Annotated in this window: 22 protein-coding genes and 1 riboswitch; of the genes, 11 read left to right on the top strand and 11 right to left on the bottom strand. The window is 65.9% G+C overall.

The features are described 5' to 3' along the window. Window positions 1-719 precede the first annotated feature (719 nt). Window positions 720-1,541: a hypothetical protein gene (locus tag ACFXKN_RS14840; RefSeq protein WP_378942680.1), complete on the top strand. Its 822-nt coding sequence runs from the start codon at window positions 720-722 to the stop codon at window positions 1,539-1,541. 243 nt (window positions 1,542-1,784) lie between these two features. After that, window positions 1,785-2,078, top strand: a complete 294-nt coding sequence (locus ACFXKN_RS14835; RefSeq protein ID WP_378942675.1) for a hypothetical protein — start codon at window positions 1,785-1,787, stop codon at window positions 2,076-2,078. Here the strand turns inward: ACFXKN_RS14835 and ACFXKN_RS14830 are convergent, their stop codons facing one another. From ACFXKN_RS14830 to ACFXKN_RS14815, 4 genes are all read right to left on the bottom strand, one after another. Continuing rightward, the gene (locus ACFXKN_RS14830; RefSeq protein ID WP_378942668.1) at window positions 2,079-2,897 is read right to left on the bottom strand and encodes an alpha/beta fold hydrolase; all 819 of its coding nucleotides are present in this window, start codon (window positions 2,895-2,897) and stop codon (window positions 2,079-2,081) included. 92 nt (window positions 2,898-2,989) lie between these two features. After that, window positions 2,990-3,628 carry a DUF998 domain-containing protein gene (locus tag ACFXKN_RS14825; RefSeq protein ID WP_378942663.1) on the bottom strand — a complete coding sequence of 213 codons (639 nt, stop codon included), beginning with the start codon at window positions 3,626-3,628 and terminating at the stop codon, window positions 2,990-2,992. Between the two features lie 107 nt (window positions 3,629-3,735). Further along, entirely contained in the window at window positions 3,736-4,299 is a 564-nt protein-coding gene (locus tag ACFXKN_RS14820; protein WP_378942658.1) for a methylated-DNA--[protein]-cysteine S-methyltransferase, read from the bottom strand. Between the two features lie 37 nt (window positions 4,300-4,336). Then, a complete protein-coding gene (locus ACFXKN_RS14815; RefSeq protein WP_378942653.1) occupies window positions 4,337-4,600 on the bottom strand; it encodes a hypothetical protein in 264 nt (87 codons plus the stop codon). A 62-nt stretch (window positions 4,601-4,662) separates the two neighbouring features. Between ACFXKN_RS14815 and ACFXKN_RS14810 the strand changes: the two genes are divergently transcribed. Beyond that, window positions 4,663-6,162 (top strand): PLP-dependent aminotransferase family protein, encoded by a 1,500-nt coding sequence (locus ACFXKN_RS14810; protein WP_379433126.1) that lies wholly within the window; start codon window positions 4,663-4,665, stop codon window positions 6,160-6,162. Here the strand turns inward: ACFXKN_RS14810 and ACFXKN_RS14805 are convergent. Together ACFXKN_RS14805 and ACFXKN_RS14800 are read right to left on the bottom strand one after the other, a co-directional pair. Continuing rightward, complete coding sequence (locus tag ACFXKN_RS14805; protein WP_378942641.1) at window positions 6,149-6,520, bottom strand: hypothetical protein; 372 nt, start codon at window positions 6,518-6,520, stop codon at window positions 6,149-6,151. The genes ACFXKN_RS14810 and ACFXKN_RS14805 overlap by 14 nt on opposite strands. Before the next feature lie 78 nt (window positions 6,521-6,598). Next, window positions 6,599-7,696: a CaiB/BaiF CoA transferase family protein gene (locus ACFXKN_RS14800; protein WP_378942637.1), complete on the bottom strand. Its 1,098-nt coding sequence runs from the start codon at window positions 7,694-7,696 to the stop codon at window positions 6,599-6,601. 124 nt (window positions 7,697-7,820) lie between these two features. Here ACFXKN_RS14800 and ACFXKN_RS14795 point away from each other — a divergent pair, with 124 nt between their 5' ends. Continuing rightward, window positions 7,821-8,303 (top strand): DUF456 domain-containing protein, encoded by a 483-nt coding sequence (locus ACFXKN_RS14795; RefSeq protein ID WP_378942633.1) that lies wholly within the window; start codon window positions 7,821-7,823, stop codon window positions 8,301-8,303. Window positions 8,304-8,417: 114 nt separating this feature from the next. Here the strand turns inward: ACFXKN_RS14795 and ACFXKN_RS14790 are convergent, their stop codons facing one another. Both ACFXKN_RS14790 and ACFXKN_RS14785 read right to left on the bottom strand, forming a co-directional pair. Continuing rightward, window positions 8,418-9,266 (bottom strand): amidohydrolase family protein, encoded by an 849-nt coding sequence (locus ACFXKN_RS14790; protein WP_379433125.1) that lies wholly within the window; start codon window positions 9,264-9,266, stop codon window positions 8,418-8,420. Window positions 9,267-9,470: 204 nt separating this feature from the next. Further along, window positions 9,471-10,859, bottom strand: a complete 1,389-nt coding sequence (locus ACFXKN_RS14785; RefSeq protein WP_378942627.1) for an FAD-dependent oxidoreductase — start codon at window positions 10,857-10,859, stop codon at window positions 9,471-9,473. Window positions 10,860-11,049: 190 nt separating this feature from the next. On the opposite strand from ACFXKN_RS14785, the gene ACFXKN_RS14780 reads away from it, so the two are divergent. The 3 genes from ACFXKN_RS14780 to ACFXKN_RS14770 all read left to right on the top strand — a co-directional run bounded on the left by ACFXKN_RS14780 (window position 11,050) and on the right by ACFXKN_RS14770 (window position 13,326). Next, window positions 11,050-11,508 carry a hypothetical protein gene (locus ACFXKN_RS14780; protein ID WP_378942623.1) on the top strand — a complete coding sequence of 153 codons (459 nt, stop codon included), beginning with the start codon at window positions 11,050-11,052 and terminating at the stop codon, window positions 11,506-11,508. Window positions 11,509-11,553: 45 nt separating this feature from the next. Next, window positions 11,554-11,673: riboswitch (SAM riboswitch) on the top strand. Between the two features lie 17 nt (window positions 11,674-11,690). Continuing rightward, the gene (locus ACFXKN_RS14775; RefSeq protein ID WP_378942620.1) at window positions 11,691-12,107 is read left to right on the top strand and encodes a rhodanese-like domain-containing protein; all 417 of its coding nucleotides are present in this window, start codon (window positions 11,691-11,693) and stop codon (window positions 12,105-12,107) included. 10 nt (window positions 12,108-12,117) lie between these two features. Continuing rightward, on the top strand, window positions 12,118-13,326 hold the full coding sequence (locus ACFXKN_RS14770) for an O-succinylhomoserine sulfhydrylase (protein WP_378942613.1): 1,209 nt from the start codon (window positions 12,118-12,120) through the stop codon (window positions 13,324-13,326). A gap of 130 nt (window positions 13,327-13,456) precedes the next feature. On the opposite strand, the gene ACFXKN_RS14765 is transcribed toward ACFXKN_RS14770, so the two are convergent. The 3 genes from ACFXKN_RS14765 to ACFXKN_RS14755 all read right to left on the bottom strand — a co-directional run bounded on the left by ACFXKN_RS14765 (window position 13,457) and on the right by ACFXKN_RS14755 (window position 15,283). Further along, a complete protein-coding gene (locus ACFXKN_RS14765) occupies window positions 13,457-14,071 on the bottom strand; it encodes a Uma2 family endonuclease (protein WP_378942608.1) in 615 nt (204 codons plus the stop codon). 139 nt (window positions 14,072-14,210) lie between these two features. Continuing rightward, window positions 14,211-14,729: a hypothetical protein gene (locus ACFXKN_RS14760; RefSeq protein ID WP_379433134.1), complete on the bottom strand. Its 519-nt coding sequence runs from the start codon at window positions 14,727-14,729 to the stop codon at window positions 14,211-14,213. A 32-nt stretch (window positions 14,730-14,761) separates the two neighbouring features. Next, the gene (locus ACFXKN_RS14755; protein WP_379433124.1) at window positions 14,762-15,283 is read right to left on the bottom strand and encodes a Fic family protein; all 522 of its coding nucleotides are present in this window, start codon (window positions 15,281-15,283) and stop codon (window positions 14,762-14,764) included. Between the two features lie 317 nt (window positions 15,284-15,600). Here ACFXKN_RS14755 and ACFXKN_RS14750 point away from each other — a divergent pair, with 317 nt between their 5' ends. From ACFXKN_RS14750 to ACFXKN_RS14735, 4 genes are all read left to right on the top strand, one after another. Further along, the gene (locus ACFXKN_RS14750) at window positions 15,601-16,191 is read left to right on the top strand and encodes a DUF3558 domain-containing protein (protein ID WP_378942603.1); all 591 of its coding nucleotides are present in this window, start codon (window positions 15,601-15,603) and stop codon (window positions 16,189-16,191) included. Between the two features lie 106 nt (window positions 16,192-16,297). Continuing rightward, entirely contained in the window at window positions 16,298-16,648 is a 351-nt protein-coding gene (locus ACFXKN_RS14745; protein WP_378942600.1) for a hypothetical protein, read from the top strand. Beyond that, window positions 16,645-17,847 carry a WXG100 family type VII secretion target gene (locus ACFXKN_RS14740; RefSeq protein WP_379433123.1) on the top strand — a complete coding sequence of 401 codons (1,203 nt, stop codon included), beginning with the start codon at window positions 16,645-16,647 and terminating at the stop codon, window positions 17,845-17,847. Before ACFXKN_RS14745 ends, ACFXKN_RS14740 begins: the two co-directional genes overlap by 4 nt. After that, window positions 17,840-18,598, top strand: coding sequence for an ESX secretion-associated protein EspG (locus ACFXKN_RS14735; RefSeq protein WP_378942586.1), 759 nt, complete (start codon window positions 17,840-17,842; stop codon window positions 18,596-18,598). Before ACFXKN_RS14740 ends, ACFXKN_RS14735 begins: the two co-directional genes overlap by 8 nt. Window positions 18,599-18,617 lie beyond the last annotated feature (19 nt).

Genomic DNA, 18,617 nt, shown 5'->3' with positions numbered 1-18,617 from the left:
CGAGCCCTGATCGGCGACCCGGCCGCGGACCGGCCACTTCGTGGCCGCCGCTCCCCAGGGGTCGCGGGTGGGGGTTGGGAGTGCGGTCATGGCGGTCTTGGGGTGAGCGGTGTGGTTGGGGGTGCGGTTATGGCGGATTCGGTCGTCGCCTATGCAGCGGGGCCTAACCGGTTACCCGGCTACGACCGGCGACCCGGCTGCGACCGGTCACTTGGTGGCTGCCGCTCCGCAGGGGTCGCGCGCGGGGCTGGGAGTGCGGTCATTCGGTTGTCGCCTACGCGGCGGCGCCTAACCGGCGACCGGCTGCGACCGGCCACTTGGTGGCCGCTCCCCAGGGGTCGCGGGTGGGGGCTGGGTGTGCGGTCATTCGGTTGTCGCCTACGCGGCGGCGCCTAACCGGCGACCGGCCGCGACCGGTCACTTGGTGGCGCCGCTCGCTAAGGGGCGCGGGTGGGGCCGCTCGCTAAGGGGCGCGGGTGGGGCTGGGTGTGCGGTCGTGGCGGATTCGGTGCTGGTCCAGGCAGTGTGCGGGTGGTGATGTCTTGTCGCTATCGATTTGTGGCATCCGTCTGGCAAACGCTATCGTTCGCGGGCGGCGCGCGGGGACGTGTCGTTTTCCTTTGAACTGGTTAGTGGGTGTCGGCGTGATCCGTCGGTCTGTAAATGTGAACTCCTCGACGGTGCGGCGGATTGCTCGCCCGGTTGTCGGGGTGCTGCCGATGGCGTTGGCGGTTGCGTGCGCGGGTGTCGCTATCGCGGTGCCGCAGCCTGGTGTGAATGTGGCTCCGGTGCAGCCGGGTGTCACCACCGAGTCGCCCGCGGATGAGGGCGGGCGTTCGGATCTGGCCAAGTTCGACGGCCCGGATACGCTCGGCCATTTGAATCCTGAGCAGTCGCGCCCGGTGCCGGAATACACCACCCCGGCCCCGCCGATCGTCATCGAGGAACTCCACCTCCCGGAGCCGGTCGAGCCGGTGGCCCCGATCGCCCCGCCCGAGCGCACACTGCGCATCGGTGACTTCACCACCCCGGTCCCGGACGAGGTCCCGAATGACATCCTCGGCGATGTCAACGGCACGGCCGCGAACGTCGAAGCCGCCATCGCCACCCAGGGCCGCTCGGTCGGTATCAACCCGAGCCGCTCGGACAAGATCGCCGCGGCGACCGTCGGTGGCGCACTGGCCGGTGCCGCGATCGCGGGCGTTCCGGCTGCTGCTATCGGCGCGGTCGGTGGCGGCCTTATCGGTGCTGGTATCGGTGCTGGTGTCGGCTTCGCGGTTGGCGCCGCGGGCACTGCCGGTGCAGCCGCGATTCTCGGCGCTGCGGCGGCGGTCCCGACCGCGGGCGCGAGCGCCTTGCTTGCGGTCCCTGCCGGCTTTGCCTTGGCGTGGCCGATCGCAGCTGCCAGCACCGGCGCGGGCGCTGCCATCGGCGCTGCGGCGGGTGCGGCGACCGGTGCCGCCGTTCTCGGCGTTCCCGCAGCCGCGGCCGGTGCCGTCGCAGGCGGCGTGCTCGGCAGCGGATACGGCGCGACCCTCTGACTGGTCGTTGACCTAGCCCGCCCTCGGCAGCTGTCCAACCGGCGCAAACTCCCGGTGCGCGTCGCGCTGGAATACGCATCGCCCGGTCCCGTCGGAACTCCGGCCGGATCGGGCGCTCGCCGTAACAGGCCTGAACGGCACGCGTAATCGTGCGATCCGGCCGACGGTGGCTCCGGACGACCACCTCGGCGCCCGCATGCCTGCCAGGGTAGCGTCGAGACGGGTTCCGGATGGAGGTGGACGATGGTTCTGCGACATGGGTTGGCCTCGGCGGCGTTGCTCGCGCTGGCGATTCTGCCCGGATGTGCCGCTCAGGACGCTCCGGCTCCCTCGCCCAGCGCCGCCCCGGTGACTTCGGTGTTGCCGCCCGCGCAGACCCTCGCCCCCTCGCAGCAGCGCAACGAACGTATTCGCGGAATGCTTTACACCGTCGGTTGCACGAGTAACAGCTGCGTCCAGGCCTACTTCGCCTGTTTGGACGGCTACCTCACCGGTGAGCCGTGCCAGTTCTTCCGCGATCACCCACCGCCGCCCTGATCACCTTGTGCGAGTGAGGAATTCGCCGACCGCGGGGGCGAGGATCGAGATCTTCGGGTTGTGACTCACGCCGGCGAGCCCGGCGAACTCCGCGTTCGGCAGCACCTTGGCCGCCGCCTTCGAGCCCTTGATGAGCAGCGGTGCGGTTCGGTCGCCCGCGAGGACGAGCACCGGAACCTCGACACCCTGCCAGTCGGCCGGATCCAGCGTCTTTCCCTGCATGTACGGCTTCATCACCGCCCAGTCGTGTGCGGTCGAATTCGACGTTGCCGTCAGCGTTTTCCAGAACGGCGTCATCCGCATCGCCGCCACCATGAGCAACGGCATCCCCATCGCCTTGGTCATGTAGTACCGCACGGTTTTCCCGCGTTCGCCCGCGGCGATCATCGGATGCAGCTTGGCTTCCAGATCCTTCGGCGGCACATGGCCTTTCGTGTCGACCACGAACGGCGGCTCGAAAGCCACCACTTCGGTGACGCCCGGCACGGACTGCGCGGCCAGCAGCGCGAGCGCGGCGCCGGAGGACCAGCCGAACAGCGCCGCTTTCCCGCCCGCGGCCTCGACCAGCGCCGCGATATCGGCGATCTCGTTGGCGGCGTCGTACACGCCGGGGGAGTCCGTGCTGTCACCGCGCCCGCGCCGGTCGTAGTTCAGCACCGTCAGCCCGTAGTCGTCGGCCAGTGTCTGCGCGAGTTCGACCATTGTCGGGAACTCGCGGTAGCTGAACGCGCCACCGATCAGGACGACCGTCCCGGCGGTCCCCTCACCGATCCGGTCGTAGGCGATCGTGGTGCCGTCGGCCGACGTCACAGTCTGCATTGTGGTTCCTCTCGATTGCGGGGAGTGCGACCACCGGACTCGAACGGTACGCGATCGAGTCCAGTGCAGGTCGGCACGGTTTCCGTTGGATGTCAGTGGGCGACGAGCTCGGCGTTCGTACGCGGCGAGAACGTCGGGGCGGTGCGCAGTCCGGCGGCGAATACGGCCACCCAGCCCCACGCGAGGAACGAGACCGCGGCGAAAGTGACGCTCATCAGGCCGGGAATCATGAAGGGCCCCACCAGGAATGCCACGAACGCGACCCCGCTCGTCACTGCACCGGCGGTGTTGCCCTCGGCCCGCAGCCGTCGGAACACGATGACGTCGAAGGTGAGCAGGGCCAGCCCGGCGACACCGGAGGCGACGCCGTGCAGCGTCCCGTGCCAGGTCGTGACTTCGGCGGCACCCACCGGATAGTCGGCCATCGGATCGCAGGCGAACAACCCGGCGCCGATCAGACCAGCCGCGAAAACGCCGACCAGCCGTGGCGCCCACACCCGCCCGATCCCGTCGGTCATCCGCCGGTGCAGCCCGACCGCGACCACCGCGAACAGCGCACCGGTGACGACGAAATTCGCCGCCTGGATCCAGCCGAGCGGTCCGGTCGCGAGCTGGCTGATCATGTGCCGGGTGATGTCGAACCCGTCCTTGGTGAACGCCTGGGTCAGTGCGGTCACGAAGAACAGTGGGACGGCAACGAGGCCTGCGGCGAGCATCTTGTCGGTCTTCATCATTCTCTCCTGTCGAGACGGTCCGCTGATTCAGACGGTGCGTGCCCGGTGAACTCATCGGTCCCGAATGCGGCCTGCTCCTGGACCTGATCGACAGGGGGATCTGATCAGAACAGCGTCGGCTCACCGAAACCCGGTGTGCGCTCGATCTCCAGCAGTCGTGCTTTCGTGCCGATACCACCAGGCGCCGAGAACCCGTGCAGCGCGTGATCGGCCGCGAGCACCCGATGGCACGGAATGATGAGCGGAACAGGATTGCGTCCCAACGCCTGTCCAACGGCTTGCGCGGCGCCGGGAGCGCCGGCGCGGCCGGCGATATCGCCGTAGCTGAGCGTGCGGCCGGGGTCGATCTCGCGCGTCACCGCGTACACCGCGCGATGGAATTCCGGCACACCCCGCAGATCGACCTCGATCCAGCGCAGTGAGTCGACCGCCCCGTCGAGGTGAGCGCGGATGCCCGCGATCGCCTCGACGATCACGGGCCCCGGCGCACTCTCCGGCACCGCGGCCCCATCGAACGGCCGGGTGATCCGCGCGAGGGTCTCCTCCTCGCTGGCCTCGGGTAGCTGGAACCGGACAACGGCGTCACCGTGCCAGGCGATCGCGCACAGCCCGATAGCGGTGTCGAACAGTGCCGAGACCACCGTCTCGGTCTGCGTCGAATCACTCATGCTCACAGTGTGCGCTGACCCACCGACAAAGCCACACTCACGCGGCGAGCGGCCTCTGCTGCCGGTCAGTCGAGGCCACATTAAGGCCAGTTTCAGGTAACTGGACTGCATCGTCACCGACTTCGTGTGCCCGCATGGCATCAAGATCGCGGTAGAGCCGCTGCTCGTCGTAGGTGCCGAAAGCCCGGTCATGCGGCAGATACTGGAAGGGCCAGAACGGCAGCTCGCCCTTCTTGGGCGAGAAGTGGTAGACCGCCACCCCGAAGGCGACGGCAACGGCGAGGGCAAGGAAAGTGGTCATGTCAGTAAGAATCCACCGACTGGCCTTGCTTAGAAATATCCACTTAGGGAATACTGGACTTTATGGCGACAAGAGTGATCGGCGCAGCGGGCCTGGCTCGTGACCTCGGCCGGTGGCGTGACCCCGAAACCGATGGCGATTCCGAGCGCCGCCCGCACCGCCCCGCCTACCTGGCACTGGCCGAGGCCATCCGCCTGCTGATCCACGACGGTCGCGCCCCACTCGGCGTCGCGCTGCCCAGCGAGCGCGACCTGGCGGGCACCCTCGGTGTCAGCCGTACCACCATCACCTCCACGTATTCGCTGCTGCGTGAACACGGCTACCTGATCAGCCGCCAGGGCTCGCGCAGCACCGTCGCGCTGCCGCCCGCGATCCAGCATGACGGTGCCAAGCCGAGCCGCGGCATCATGGCCCTGATGGCGCAGCCGGAACTGCCGACCATCGACATGACCTACGCCGCGATGCCTGCCTCCCCCGAACTGCACGACGCGTATTCCGTCGCGCTGCAAGGGATTCCGTCCTACCTCGGCACTCACGGCATGGACCCGGTCGGCATCCTCGCGCTGCGCGAAGCGCTGGCCCGCCGCTACACCGCCCGTGGTCTGCCTACGGAGCCGGAACAGATCCTGGTGACTCTCGGTGCGCAACACGGACTTCGGCTGCTCCTCAACGTGCTCGCCTCACCCGGCGCGCGAGTCCTGATCGAGCACCCCTCCTACCCGAACGCCATCGAAGCCATTCGCGACGTCGGCGCCCGCCCCATCCCCGTCCCGCTGCGACCCGAATTCCCCGACGCCGGTTGGGATCTCGAAGGCTTGCGCAGCACGGCGAGGCAAACCGCGGCCACCCTGGCCTACCTGGTTCCCGACTTCAACAACCCCACCGGCCTGTTGCTCGATGCCGAAGGCCGCGCCGAACTGGCCGCTATCGCCCGCGACACCAGGATGACCGTCGTCGTGGACGAGTCGATGAGCGAACTGAGTTTGTCGGACTCGACGATGCCCCCGCCGGTCGCCGCGTTCGCGAAGGGCTCCGAGATCGTCACGATCGGTTCGGCGTCGAAGTCGTTCTGGGGTGGCCTGCGCGTGGGCTGGATCCGCACCAATGCGCCCCTGATCGCCAAGCTGCTCGGTATCCGCTCCACTGTCGACCTCGGCACCCCGGTGATGGATCAGCTCGCCACCGTCCACCTGCTCGAAAACGCCGAACCCATCCTCGAGCGCCGGCGCGAACAGCTACGCACCCAGCGCACCGCCCTGCTCGACGCCGTCGCCGAAGACCTGCCTGGCTGGCACATCGCGGTCGGCGCGGGCGGCATGTCGGTGTGGGCCCAGCTGCCGAGCCCCGTCTCCACCGCACTCGCCGCCACCGCCCCCAATCACGGTGTATTACTCGCCGCTGGACCACGTTTCGGTGTTCAGGGCGCCTTCGAACGTTTCGTCCGGCTGCCCTACACCCACCCCGAGGCCGACCTGCGCATCGCCGTGAAATCCATCGCCGCCGCCTACGACGCCCTCGCCCCGCGCGCCGCCGACCCACTCCAACCGCTCACCTGTTACTGAACGCGCACGGGTTGGGCCCGGTGGAAACCGGTGCGGGGCGGACGGTTTCGTACCCTGCCCCGAACATGAACAGCACCGATGCCACCAACCCCAGCGCGGTCAACGGCACCGCGACGGCGCTGCGTTCGGACGGATAGCGGAACAGCAGCACCAGCAAGCACAGCAGCGAGATCGCCGCGGCCAGCAGCAGCCCGGTCGCGAGCCCGTTGAGCACGCTCACCATCACCGGCGCCGGTGCCTCACTGTGGCAATGGGTTTCGGCGATATGACCTTGGCGGGTGTCGAACAATCCTTCGGCCAGGATGAAGCACAGCACCGCGGTGCCGAAGGTGGTGGCCGCGATGAGGGCGGCGAGCACCTTCGGTGGTGTTCTGACGGTTCGGATCCTCGGCCTGTCGTCGATAACGGAGAACTTTACCGACGACAGGCCGGTAAATCAGTCAGCCCAGACCGTTTCGATCGGTGTCGCGACGGTCGGCGGGGGAGTGGGCGTGCCGCCCGGCGTGCGCGAGAACCGCGGCGCCGGCGCGTGCTGGACCACACCGTCGATGTCGATCAGGCCGGTACGGGCCACGATATGCGGGTTCTCGGTGGCCTCGGTGAAGGTCAGCACGGGCGTGGTGCAGGCGTCGGTGCCGTCGAAGATCGCGGCCCACTCGTCGCGGGTCTTGGTCAGGAACTTGTCGGTGAACAGCTTGCGCAGCTGCTCCTGACCGTTCGGGTCGATCTGCATCGGCAGACCTTCCGGATCGATCTCCAGCCCCGCCAGCAACTCGGCGTAGAACTGCGGCTCGATCGCGCCGACGGCCATGTACTTGCCGTCGGAGGTCTCGTAGGTGTCGTAGAAGGCCATGCCGGTATCGAGCAGGTTGGTGCCGCGCTCGTCGGACCACAGACCGACCCCGCGCATACCCCAGATCATGTGTGAAAGGGCGAGCGCGCCATCGATCATCGCGGCGTCGATCACCTGGCCCTTGCCGGAACTCTGCCGCTCCACCAGCGCGGCGAGCACGCCGAACACCAGGAACATCGAGCCGCCACCGAAGTCGCCGACCATGTTCAGCGGCGGCACCGGCCGCTCTCCCTTACGCCCGATGGCATTGAGCACGCCGGTCAGCGAGATGTAGTTGATGTCGTGTCCCGCGCGGTCGGCGAGCGGGCCGTGCTGGCCCCAGCCGGTCATCCGGCCGTACACCAGGCGCGGGTTGCGGGCCAGCGCGTCGTCGGGTCCGAGGCCCATGCGCTCGGTGACGCCGGGGCGGAAGCCCTCGAGCAGCACGTCGGCCTTCTCGACCAGGTCGAGGATCTTGGCGACGTCGGCGGGGTCCTTCAGATTCGCCTCGACGATCGTTCGCCCGCGCCACTGTGGGCGTTCCATGAAGCCGGGTAGCTGGTTCGGGCGCTGCACGCGCACCACGTCGGCGCCGAGGTCGGCCAGCAGCAGCGCGGCGTGCGGGCCTGGCCCGATGCCTGCCAACTCGATGACCTTGATGCCCGCAAGGGGCCCCTGCTTGGCGGTGGACTCCGTGCTCACGCGGTGACCTCAGTTCGTCGAACGGTATTGACACCTCGACAATAGCGCTGGGGTGGCGGCTCGGGTAGAGCATGGGCGAGAATTCGCACGAGCGCGACTCGGCGCGGCAACGGGAGGACCGGTAGTGAGCGTGTGGGGTGAGGTCGGAGTCGGCCTCGTCATTCTGGTCGGCATCGTCGGCGTGATCGTACCAATTCTGCCGGGGGTGATCCTCATTTTCGCGGCAATCGCGGTGTGGGCGTTCATGACCGGCGGTGCGACGGCCTGGACAGTGCTGGCGATCGCGACTGTCGCGCTGGTGCTCTCCGGCGTCGTGAAGTACACCTGGCCGGGCAGGCGGATGCGCGAAGCCGGGGTGTCGAACCGTGCGCTGCTGGCCGGCGCGGTGCTCGGCATCGTCGGCTTCTTCGTGATCCCGATCGTCGGCCTGTTCATCGGCTTCGTGCTCGGGGTGTACCTGGCCGAGCTGTACCGCTTGAAGACCAACGACTTGGCTTGGCCCGCAACGCTGCACGCACTCAAGGGCGTCGGCCTGTCGATGCTGGTCGAGCTGTTCGGCGCGCTGATCGCCTCCGGCGTGTGGCTCACCGGCGCGCTATTGAGCTGAGTATTTGGCGGCTGGTGCCGCAGGTTCTCGGCCTGTTCCCTCGATCTTCCCTCCCGCCGGGCACCCCTTCGTCGCACCCTTTGGTCAGTCCAGATCGAGGCGGCCGAGAACCGGCTATTCGATAACCGGCAGCGGGCGGGTGTGCTCGTCCGCGCCGGGCAGCAGGTTGCGGGGGATCGGGATCGTCGGGTTCTCGACGCGCGGGGGCGGCACCTGGTCGCGGCGCACGGCGGGCAGGCGGTAGAACTCGCGGGCGTTGTCCTCGAGTACCGCGTGCATATCCGCGCCGACCACCTGGCGGATCAGGTCCACATCGCGCTCCTCGAACGGCCTACCGGCGCGCGTGCCGGGCAGATCGCTGCCGAACATCAGCGCACTCGGATTGACCGCATGGATGCGCCGCAGCGTCTCGGCCACATCCATCTCGACCCGCCCGAACCCGGTCGCCTTCACTCTGGCGCCGCGGTCCACCAGATCGAGCAGGTACGGCAAACCCTCCTCGGACATGCCGAGATGGTCGATCGAGAGCGCGGGCAGCTTCGAGATCACCGGTTGCAGCGAGGCCAGCATCTGACCGTCGATGTAGAGCTCGACGTGCCAGCCCGCCAGCTCGTGCGCGCGCAACGCCTGCAACGTCATCTCGGTGATGTCGGCGGCAGCGCGCTTGAGATTGAACCGCAGTGCGCGCACACCGGCTTTGTTCAACTCGAGGATCTCGTCGTCGGTGGCATCGAGATCCAGCCGGGTCACGCCGACCCAGTCGGGACCGAGCGCGGACAGTGCTGCATTCAGATACGTCTGATCGGCGCCTTGAAAAGACGCGCTGACGACAGCACCGCCGCGGACATCGAAGTGCCCCATGCGCTTTCGATAGTCATCGATCACGTAGGGCTCGGGTAGATAGCCTTCGTTCTCGATCAGCGGAAACCGCGGATCGATGATGTGGACGTGGGCATCGAACACTTGTACAGAATGCCTTATCTTTGGAGCGCTGGCACGCTCGAGTTCGCGGCCCCGCCGGTCCCGCTGTTGCGGACTCGAGACTAACGCCTTCGGCGTAGCGCTTTCGAGTCCGCAACAGCGGGACGGCCGCGAACCGCCGCTTCGCGGCGGACCCTCCTCGAGGTCGGGTCGTGCGGGGTTGCGTGCCGTGTGGCCGCGGCGGTGTCAGGCCTTGTTCGGCTCGGACGCGCGCAGCATGTCCTCGCGTTCGACGACCTTCACGCGCTCACGGCCTTCGGGCTCGCCGAGGGCGCGCTCGTGGGCGTCGAGGCGGTACCAGCCTGCCCAGGTGGTGAACGGGATGCCCTTGCCCTCGAGGAACTCGGTGACGGCATCGAGCTCGGGCTTGGGCGCGGGAGCGAAGGCCTTGGCGTCGTCGAGCAGGCAGGCGATGGTCTCGTTGGCGTCGCCCTTGGTGTGGCCGATCAGGCCGACCGGGCCGCGCTTGATCCAGCCGGTCACGTAGGTGGCGGGCATGAACCGGGCGTCGCCAACGGCTGAGTCGTCGGAGATCACGCGACCGGCCTCGTTGGGCACGGTGCCTGCCTGATCGTCGAACGGCAGCTGGGTGACGTTCTGCGAGAGGTAACCCACGGCGCGGTAGATGGCCTGGATGTCCCAGTCGGTGTAGTTGCCGGTGCCCTTGACGTTGCCGGTGCCGTCGAGCTGGGTGCGCTCGGTGCGCAGGCCGGTGACCTTGCCGTCTTCGCCGAGTACCTCCGAAGGGGACTCGAAGAAGTGCAGGAACAGCTTGTGCGGGCGGTCACCGTGGTCGCGGATGGCCCACTGCTCCAGGGTGTTGGCGACCATGTCGACCTGCTTGGAGTTGCGGCGGGCGGCTTCGGAGCCTTCGTCGTAGTCGATATCTTCGGGGTTGACGATGACCTCGATCGTCGGCGAGTGATCGAGTTCGCGCAGTTCGAGGGGGGTGAACTTGGCCTGGGCGGGGCCGCGACGACCGAAGACGTGGACCTCGAGGGCCTTGTTGCCCTTGAGGCCTTCGTAGACGTTCGGCGGGATCTCGGTCGGGAGCAGTTCGTCACCGGTCTTGGCGAGCACGCGGGCGACGTCGAGGGCGACGTTGCCGACACCGAGGACGGCGACCTTCTCGGCCTCGAGGGGCCAAGCGCGCGGGACGTCGGGGTGGCCGTCGTACCAGGACACGAAGTCGGCGGCACCGTAGGAACCGTCGAGGTCGATACCCGGGATGGCCAGGGCACGGTCGGCGTTGGCGCCGGTGGAGAAGATGACCGCGTCGTAGAACTGGCGCAGGTCGTCGAGGGTGATGTCGGTGCCGTAGTCGATGTTGCCGAGCAGTCGGACCTGGTCTTTGTCGAGGACCTTGTGCAGGGCGGTGATGATGCCCTTGATCCGCGGGTGGTCGGGGGCGACGCCGTAGCGGATCAGGCCGAAGGGCGCGGGCATGCGCTCGTAGAGGTCGATGCTCACGTCGGCATCGGACTTCATCAAGGCGTCGGCGGCGTAGATACCGGCCGGTCCCGCACCCACGATCGCAATGCGAAGTGGGCGAGTCGCTGCACTCTGTTCGGTCATATCTACGCGCACCCTTTGGTCGAGAACTGATTTGACGGCGTCAACTTAGCTTAGGCTAAGTCGGTATACCGGCTTACTGGCAGCTGCCATCCCACGCGGCAGCCGACGCAATCAAGGCGATTCTAGCTGCGGCGACGCGGGCACCCGGCGCGCGGTGTGGCTGCCCGCGCGGGTCTGTCAGGATTAGAGCATGAACGAGGAGCAAACAGGCTCGGATGACCAGCCCGTAGTGGTGGATCAGACCGACAAGCGTTCCATCGTCCCGTTCGTCGCGGCCGCGGTGATCGCGATCATCGTGCTCATCGGCATCGTGGCGGGCGGACTGCTCTCACCCGCTGAGAAAAATGTCACAGAGGCCGACCGTCTCGCGGCCGCCGTCACCAACTATATCGACGCACGCTCGCGCAGCGACCTCCGTCCGCCGACCGGTGTGGCCTGCCCCGGCTTCGACGAGGAGAAATCCGGCCTCACCGAACAGCTCGGTGGCCCGAAATCCACTGTCACGATCGACGGTAAGGGCTTCCAGAACGCGACCGTCAACGGCGATCGCGCCAAAATCGACGCCGCCCTCGTGGTCAACGGCAATCCGTCGACCAACACATGGAAACTCGCCCGCGTCGACAGCGCGTGGCTGGTGTGCAGCTTCTGAATCGTTTGACACGATGACCGGTGCCGAGGCAATCTCAGATCGCAAGGTCATGAGTGCCAGCGTCAAGCCCCGGCTCGCTGGTCGGCAACCCTCCTCCGCGGTGGGGTGCTCCGGGTGACGACCTGGCCGTGTGTTCGGGGATTTCCGGCACGGCAAGAGCGGATTCACGCAGGAGGATCGACATGACTTACGCCGGCGACATCACCCCTGAGAAGGCGTGGGAGCTGCTCACCGAGCATCCCGGCGCCGTGCTGGTCGACGTGCGCACCGAAGGCGAGTGGGCACACATCGGCATTCCCGACACCAGCTCGATCGAACGCCCGGCCCACTTCATCGAGTGGGTCGACGGCACCGGCACGCGCAACCCGGCGTTCGGCGTGCAGCTCGAGCAGGCGCTCGCCGGTCGCCCCGACGACGCACCGGTGGTGTTCCTGTGTCGCTCGGGTCAGCGTTCCGCGCACGCGGCGAACCTGGCGACGGCGGCGGGCGTGGCACCGTCCTACAACGTGCTCGACGGTTTCGAAGGTGGTCCCGACGCGTTCGGTCAGCGCGGCAGCACCGGTTGGCGCGCGGTCGGCCTGCCGTGGCGTCAGGCATAAGGAGAAAAGCATGATCACCGGTGGTTCTTTCGACAAGCCACTGCCCGAGGGCGTCGGTCCCGCCACGCTCGGCGTGCGTGGCGGCCTGCGCCGTTCCGGCTTCGACGAGACGTCCGAGGCGCTGTACCTGACCTCGGGTTTCGTCTACGAGAGCGCCGAAGCCGCCGAAGCCGCGTTCACCGGCGACGTCGAGCACTTCGTCTACTCCCGCTTCGGCAACCCGACCGTGGCGATGTTCGAGGAGCGCATCCGGCTGCTCGACGGCGCCGAGGCGGCCTTCGCGACCGCGTCCGGCATGTCGGCGGTGTTCACCGCGCTCGGTGCCTTGCTGAAGGCAGGCGACCGACTCGTCGCCGCCCGCAGCCTGTTCGGTTCCTGTTTCGTGGTCTGCAACGAGATCCTCCCGCGCTGGGGCATCGAAACCGTTTTCGTCGACGGTGACGACCTCGAACAGTGGGAGCAGGCCCTCTCCGTTCCCACCCAGGCCGTCTTCTTCGAGACCCCCGCCAACCCGATGCAGACCCTCGTCGATGTCCGCAAGGTCACCGAGCTCGCCCACGCCGCGGGCGCGAAGGTGGTGCTGGACAACGTCTTCGCCACTCCTTTGCTCCAGCGCGGCTTCGAACTCGGCGCCGACGTGGTCGTCTACTCCGGCACCAAACACATCGACGGCCAGGGCCGCGTTCTCGGCGGCGCCATCCTCGGCGCCCAGGATTACATTGACGGCCCCGTCAAAACCCTGATGCGCCACACCGGCCCAGCCCTGAGCCCCTTCAACGCATGGACCTTGCTCAAGGGTCTGGAAACCATGCCGTTGCGCGTGCGCCACGCCACCGAGTCGGCCCTGCGAGTGGCCGAATTCCTGGAGACCAAGAGTTCGGTCGACTGGGTGAAATACCCCTTCCTGGAATCACATCCACAACACGCACTGGCCAAGGAACAGATGTCCGGCGGCGGCACTGTCGTCACCTTCGCCCTCAACGGCGAAGACGGCAAGAAACAAGCCTTCGAGGTCCTCAACCGCCTCCGCATCATCGACATCTCCAACAACCTCGGCGATGCCAAAACGATGATCACCCACCCCGCCACCACCACCCACCGAGCCATGGGCCCTGAGGGTCGAGCCTCAATCGGCTTGTCCGACGGGGTAGTACGCATCTCGGTCGGCCTGGAAGACCTCCAAGATCTCCTCGGCGACCTCGATCACGCGCTGAGCTAGCCGCAGGCTGTGCCAAAGGTCAGCCTGTCGAAAACGAGCCACCTCCGGCGGGATGACCCTTGGCTGCCCACTCCTCCGTCTGATCGCCAAATTCTTCGAATGGGTTCTAGGCCTGCTGTTTTGAGCGGACTCACGGACGACGCGGCAGCGGACTCTGAAGATCCTCGAACATGATGGCTACTCTGACCGGCTCGGTCAGAACCAGGGCATCGGTGTGCTTGGTCCAGCCGACATACCGTCGTCCTGACCAGTCGAGACGCAGCTCCTCGATCATGGCGATGTGCTGCCAGTCCTTGTCGAAATGGACGATCAGGTACACCGGAATACCCGCGCGAGCATAGAGCTCACGCTTGATACCGATGTCGTTGTCGATCGTGCCCTCCGACGTCACCTCGACAACGATCAGTGCTTGGTCGGCGACGTGTTGCGCGTCGTAAGGGCCGTCGGAACAGTCCCGCAGGATCAGGTCCGGATATCGTGCGCGCAGCCGACGTGCTGGGTCAGTATTGTCGCTATCGGCGAGCCGCATCGGTGTGTCACCGTGTACTTCGCGGCATGGCCCGTTCGGGTCGATGCCGTACTCCAGCGCCGATCGGAGCCGATGCACCACGCGATCGTGCACGGGACCCTGCGCCATACATTCGACCATCACACCGTCATGGATCTCGCCGAACGCATCTGCGGGCCCGTCTAGAAATTCCTCGGCCGTCACCAGCCGCGGGGCGTCATTGCGCGGTGGCGACATGACGCCAGACTACGCCAAACCGTGACCACCAACCCCGGTTTGTGCCGCGCGTGATCCTGTCGATAGCGGCAGATCAACCACGGGTGCAGCGGAAGAGGCGGGAGGTCTGGTGGCGGAAGTCTACGGACTGACCATCCGCTCATAGCGCGGGGCGAGACGGTAGGTCCGACTCTTTCGAGAAGGGTCGTCGATTTCGAGGAAGTCGTCCGCGATCCACTTGCGCACCAACGTGTTCGCGGTGCGCACACTGATTCCCAGGTGCGTGGCGATGTCGGATGTGGTGACTACTACGCTGATTCGGAAGAGTTCGAGTAGCCGACGTAGTCGAGGATCGAGTGTGCGGAGCGTGGCGGCATCGTCGACGTGTCGCGTTTCGGGGGTTCTGGGCGACGTCGGCCGCGCGGGCACGCACCGATCCCAGTGCCGCCGCCATGCTTTCGCAGAAGAAGTCGAGGAAGCTGGTGAGGTCTGCTTCGGCATGGCCGAGGTAGTAGTTGTGTGAAGGTCCGACCGTCAATGCGGCGTAGTAGTCGGACAGATTGCGGGCATAGTGCTCGTCCAGCGAATAGATGCTCTTGAGCCCATAGCCCGCGCGGTGCAGCACCAGCGTCGTGAGCAGACGTGCTGTCCGGCCGTTGCCGTCGTAGTACGGGTGGATTGTGGCGTATTGGTAGTGAGTGAGCGCAGCGATCAGGGGGCAGGCAGTTTCCGCGTGTCCATCTGAGTGTTGATCCAGTCGAACAGACCCGCCATCAAGTCCGGTACATCAGATGCCTCGGGCGGCATATATACGACACCTCCGGACGCCCCTTCGCGAATTACGTTCTGGCCGGGGCGGTATGGAGTTGGGGTGCATTTCCCGTACATGACAAGCCCATGGACACGCTGTAAGTCCGCCTCTGCGATTGGGCTGGGCGTGGTGGCCGCAGCTTCGATGCGCTCGAGCGCGCGGTAGTAGTTGCGCACCTCCGCCTCATCGCGTTCACGCCCCGGAAAGTGGTTGCCTGCCAGCGCTTCGGCAACCTGCGGCAGGGTAAGCCGGTTGCCCTCGATCTGCGTGGAGTAGTGGGTGGCCGCGAGTCGTGCGGTCTCGCGAAGCCCTGCGAGAACATCGACATTGATCGGCAGTTCCATGATCACCTGCCGATCGGCCTCGATGGCCATCAGCGCTGTCGCCGTCGCGGGGCTGATCGTGAACCTCGGCTCGAACATCACCCGATGCTACGGATAAACGGCAGAAAAACCGCAGATAATGTGTGTTTATCTTCGTGATAGTCAGATCAACCGGCGTGTTGTACTGAGATTCCTCGTGTCGAGGCAGCGGCAGATCAATCACCAACCCTGCGGCAGTGGCGACACCACCTGAGGTCAGCGTCGGTGAGTGCTGAAAGAGGCTCGGCGACTCGAAATCCTCGATGGTGAGTTCGGCGATGTCCCGCGGTCGATATGGCCACGATGGAGACGGTGCGGCTTGACGAAACTTCGGGGGGGGGGCTTAGTCTTCCCCTGTCGTGCACGGGAGGGGACGCATGAATCGCCTGGTCAGGCCCAAATATGTGATGGTTGCCCCCGTTTTGGTCGCGGTCGCTGCCGCGCTGCTCGGATGCGAAGGCGAGTCTACGGACGGCGGTTCTGCTCCGACAAGCGCCCTGTCGGTCAACGGGCGTGAACTCGCCAAAGACGTGCCGACCGGCTTCGATCCTTGCGCCGATATCCCAACGCAAGTAATCACCGACGAAAAGCTGGGCTCGAAGAAGTCAGACCTCACCGAGGCGCCGGGGGGCGTCGTCTGGAAGGGCTGCGACTGGGTATACGTCGGCGGTGGCGGATACGCGATGAGCGTGCGGATGACGAACCTCACCGTTGCGATGGTGCGAGACCGCAAGCTCCCGGAGTCGAACGAGTTCACCGTCGGAGGCCGTGAGGCGATCGCTTGGCGCCAGGACGCTGGCCGCAGCACCAAGGACGTATGCGACGTCAACGTCGCAGTGCGTGGCGGGAGCATGGAGATCAACGTGGTAAATCCGCCGTCAGGTCGAGATACCGGCCACCTGGACTCGTGCGAGATCGCACGCTCACTGACCGAGAAGATCGCGCCGTCGATTCCGGACAGTCTCTGAGCCACAACATCATACGGAACGGGGAGGGAAAGTGGTGTCCGGGGAAACCAAGAGTCCGTTTACAGGTCTGATCGAGGAAGCGCGGAGCGGCGCCTTGAATCTGCGCATGGAACCCGAGGAGTTCGCTCGCCTCGATCGTGAGTGCACCGAATTCGAAACCGTGATTCGGCAGATCCAGCAGACCATGACCGATATTTCCAATATCAGCACCTGGGGTTTCGGTGACAACGCAGAGTCCGGCTTATCCTCTGCCCGCGTTATGGCGCACCGCTTCCGCAACAAGGCCCGTGGCAGCGACGACTCCTTCTACGACGTACTCGAAGAGCACTACGTCATCGTCGAGGACATCCGCACCTTGCACCAATTGATCCGTGACCGGTTCATGGCCGCTGACGAGGAGTGGGCCACCCGCTTCAACGCTGAAGCCGCCGCACTCGCACAGGCAGGCGCGAAATGACCGGCACCGAGGGCAAACAGATCCCACCCACCACGGAATATCCACCCAACTGGAAGCATCAGGACATCCTGAGCGCGTTCGAACGGATCGCCACCGAGCCAGCCAACGGCGCGGCAGCGAAATACCGTGAGTCCGGCACCCAATGGACGCAAGCACTCGAACAGTTTCGGCAGCGGATGGAGGTCTCGATCGCGTCGGCCTGGGAAGGCAGTTCAGCGGATGCCTCGATCAACGCGATTCGCCAATACACCACCGACGCAGACAAACTCACGCCTGCCTTCACTTCGATGAGTGAGCAAGTCGCCGCCGCAGCAACATCCGCAGTGAACACGAAATCGGCGCTTCCCGGTGAAGTGGACCCAGGCTTTCTGGACAGCATGCCTTGGAACAAGGCGGTTGTTCGAGGTCAGCGTGAGGAAGCCGAGAACCAAGCGCGTGAGGTGATGGACAACAAGTACGTGATGCCCTTCGCCGGCACCGACGGCGCGATCCCGATCTTACCGCGGCCGACCAATCCCACCCAGCAACAGAATGACCCGGGTGACAAGCCGGTTGGCATCACCACGGACAACGGTGGAGGCAAGCCGAACACTGACTCCACCGGCACGCAGCCATCGACCGATGCTCCTGACGACCCGGCAGCAACACCAGAAACACCTGCCGAGGACTCCGCCGCCGAGGATCCGTCTACGTCGGATCCCGGGGCCACTGACGATGAGGACACATCCGACTCCTCATCGGGTACCGACCAAACGTCGACCTCGCCGTCCACCACGCCGACCACACCAGCTTCGGCCACCCCCAGCTCCCCAGGGGTTGGCGGAACCCCAGGTTCCAGCGGTAGTCCAGGAACGGGGACCGGACCAGGCGGCAGCGTCGCTCCCAGCGCAGGTGCCCCTGGACAGGCAATTCCAGGGTCCCCGCAGGCAGGGGCGCTGGCAGCCACGGTATCCGCTGGTGGTGCTGCTGCAGGTGCTGCGGCTGGCACTCGCGGGATGTCTGGCATGCCAGGCATGATGGGCGCTGGTGCCGGGCGCGGAAAAGACGACCAGGCAGAGCACGCTATTCCTGACTACTTGATCAACGAGGCCAACGCGGATGAGCTCATCGGCGACCGTGGTTTCGTAGTCGAAGGCGGGGTCCTCGGCAGTCAGTATCCGTCCGCGAACCCACCACGAGACAGATCATCCGATGTCTGAATGGTTCTGGGAACCAGACGATTTCGCTGGACTCTGGTTCAATGACGGTCGCGACCGCTTCCCCCGCCCCCTGCACTTCGCCAGTCGCTTCCGCTATCGCGAGGAGTTCGACGCACACGGCCGGTCCGTTCGTACGGGGTACTCGAAAGAGGAGTCGAATGCGATCGAACTTGTCCTGCACACTCTTGCTACTGCTGACTTGCGCATCGAAGCATCAGGCGAGACAGGCGCCGATGGCCCCACCACCCGCACCTACCGAATCCTAGGTGTGCGAAGCCGCGGCTCCGCGGTCATCGCGGCCCAAACCGCAGTAAATGGCGTCGAGGGTCCGATCTGGGTCCGACGAGGGCGACCCGAAAACCTCGGCAACGGGATCGCGAATTGCATCCCGAATTGTTCTCCTGGCCGACAATCAGCCAAGGAATTCTACACGCGGGATCTTGAGCCCGACTTCGGCACCTACTTCACCGACGTTGCCCGTAGCTCTCCTCACGAGCGATATCAGCGGTTCATTAGTCGGCCATTAACTGGTTCAGGATCGGCAGCCGTCCGTGCTGGTGACCACCACCATCAATCCGCGCCCATCCACATCATCGAATGGCTGGACTATGCGGACGACGGCCGATACCTCCAACGCAGAAATAGTGAGCGAATAGAGATTGAGCCAGGGGACTGTTCGCATCTAGCCGAACAAATGACCAAGTTGATTGATAACGAGCTGAGACGGCGGATTGAACACCGAGACAGTTGACCGTTTCATATCAAGAATC

Source organism: Nocardia sp. NPDC059195 (assembly GCF_042754695.1).
Lineage (GTDB): Bacteria > Actinomycetota > Actinomycetes > Mycobacteriales > Mycobacteriaceae > Nocardia.
The sequence above is the reverse complement of the archived record's forward strand: the minus strand, read 5'-3'. Positions and strand labels throughout refer to the sequence as shown.

What these genes read in the sequence shown, in the direction of transcription:
- ACFXKN_RS14840 (WP_378942680.1), top strand. Translation starts at nt 720, where the DNA reads ATGGCGTTGGCGGTTGCGTGCGCGGGTGTCGCTATCGCGGTGCCGCAG.
- ACFXKN_RS14830 (WP_378942668.1), bottom strand. Translation starts at nt 2,897, where the DNA reads ATGCAGACTGTGACGTCGGCCGACGGCACCACGATCGCCTACGACCGG.
- ACFXKN_RS14815 (WP_378942653.1), bottom strand. Translation starts at nt 4,600, where the DNA reads ATGACCACTTTCCTTGCCCTCGCCGTTGCCGTCGCCTTCGGGGTGGCG.
- ACFXKN_RS14775 (WP_378942620.1), top strand. Translation starts at nt 11,691, where the DNA reads ATGACTTACGCCGGCGACATCACCCCTGAGAAGGCGTGGGAGCTGCTC.
- ACFXKN_RS14780 (WP_378942623.1), top strand. Translation starts at nt 11,050, where the DNA reads ATGAACGAGGAGCAAACAGGCTCGGATGACCAGCCCGTAGTGGTGGAT.
- ACFXKN_RS14745 (WP_378942600.1), top strand. Translation starts at nt 16,298, where the DNA reads ATGGAACCCGAGGAGTTCGCTCGCCTCGATCGTGAGTGCACCGAATTC.
- ACFXKN_RS14740 (WP_379433123.1), top strand. Translation starts at nt 16,645, where the DNA reads ATGACCGGCACCGAGGGCAAACAGATCCCACCCACCACGGAATATCCA.
- ACFXKN_RS14810 (WP_379433126.1), top strand. Translation starts at nt 4,663, where the DNA reads ATGGCGACAAGAGTGATCGGCGCAGCGGGCCTGGCTCGTGACCTCGGC.
- ACFXKN_RS14735 (WP_378942586.1), top strand. Translation starts at nt 17,840, where the DNA reads ATGTCTGAATGGTTCTGGGAACCAGACGATTTCGCTGGACTCTGGTTC.
- ACFXKN_RS14755 (WP_379433124.1), bottom strand. Translation starts at nt 15,283, where the DNA reads ATGTTCGAGCCGAGGTTCACGATCAGCCCCGCGACGGCGACAGCGCTG.
- ACFXKN_RS14825 (WP_378942663.1), bottom strand. Translation starts at nt 3,628, where the DNA reads ATGAAGACCGACAAGATGCTCGCCGCAGGCCTCGTTGCCGTCCCACTG.
- ACFXKN_RS14750 (WP_378942603.1), top strand. Translation starts at nt 15,601, where the DNA reads ATGAATCGCCTGGTCAGGCCCAAATATGTGATGGTTGCCCCCGTTTTG.
- ACFXKN_RS14820 (WP_378942658.1), bottom strand. Translation starts at nt 4,299, where the DNA reads ATGAGTGATTCGACGCAGACCGAGACGGTGGTCTCGGCACTGTTCGAC.
- ACFXKN_RS14765 (WP_378942608.1), bottom strand. Translation starts at nt 14,071, where the DNA reads ATGTCGCCACCGCGCAATGACGCCCCGCGGCTGGTGACGGCCGAGGAA.
- ACFXKN_RS14770 (WP_378942613.1), top strand. Translation starts at nt 12,118, where the DNA reads ATGATCACCGGTGGTTCTTTCGACAAGCCACTGCCCGAGGGCGTCGGT.
- ACFXKN_RS14785 (WP_378942627.1), bottom strand. Translation starts at nt 10,859, where the DNA reads ATGACCGAACAGAGTGCAGCGACTCGCCCACTTCGCATTGCGATCGTG.
- ACFXKN_RS14835 (WP_378942675.1), top strand. Translation starts at nt 1,785, where the DNA reads ATGGTTCTGCGACATGGGTTGGCCTCGGCGGCGTTGCTCGCGCTGGCG.